The 993-nt window shown below is 40.7% G+C and carries 1 pseudogene; it reads right to left on the minus strand.

The window, feature by feature from the left end:
• A pseudogene (locus P20495_RS20955) lies at nucleotides 1–923 on the minus strand (IS3 family transposase); the annotation flags it as partial.
• Nucleotides 924–993 lie beyond the last annotated feature (70 nt).

Below are 993 nucleotides of genomic sequence, written 5' to 3' on the forward strand. Positions count from 1 at the left end.
CCGCTCTACATAAGCATTTTGTTGCGGGTTACCTGGTTGAATAAATCGTAATTCAATATTATTATTTAACGCCCACTCTGCTAATTTATGGCTAATATATTCAGGCCCATTGTCACACCTGATAGCTTTTGGCTTACCACGCCATTCTATAATTTGATTGAGTGAGCGGATAACACGCTCAGCGGGGAGTGATAAGTCAGCATCTATTGTGAGTCCTTCGCGATTGAAATCATCAATCACATTGAACAAGCGACACCCTCTGCCATCCGATAATTGGTCGTGCATAAAATCCATTGACCAACATTCGTTAATGGCCTCAGGGACAGCCAATGGTTCAGGCTTCTTCCTTGTTAGACGTTTTCTAGGCTTTATTCGCAGATTCAACTCAAGCTCACGGTAAATACGATAAACACGCTTATGATTCCATGTGTAGCCTTTAACATTGCGTAAATATAAAAAACATAAACCGAATCCCCAATTACGCTGACATTGGCTTAAATCCAATAGCAACGCTGCAATTTTCTCATTTTCATCAGACAGTTTTGGCGTATAGCGATAGCATGTTTCACTTATCATGAAAGTACGACAGGCTAAGGCAATACTCATTTTATTTGTGCTAACGACTTCATGAGCCAAGACTTTGCGCTCAGAAGCCTTTACCACTTTTTTGCCATTGCCTCCTGAATGACCTCAGATTTTAGCCGCTCTTCAGCATACATTTTCTTTAAACGGCGATTTTCATCTTCAAGTTCTTTCATTCGTGTCATTAAAGACGCATCCATGCCGCCGTATTTAGCGCGCCATTTATAAAAGGTTGAGTTGCCCATACCATGTTCACGGCATAGCTCAGGAATAGGCACGCCGCTTTCTGCTTGTTTTAAAATGGCGAGGATTTGACTGTCTGTAAAATGTGCTTTTTTCATAATTTTCTCCTGTGTTTACAATAAGAGAAAATTCTACGTTTGGCATCTATTATTTTTCGGGGGGATTACC

This window comes from Pseudoalteromonas sp. BSi20495, from assembly GCF_000241185.1.
In the GTDB taxonomy this organism is placed as follows: domain Bacteria; phylum Pseudomonadota; class Gammaproteobacteria; order Enterobacterales; family Alteromonadaceae; genus Pseudoalteromonas; species Pseudoalteromonas fuliginea.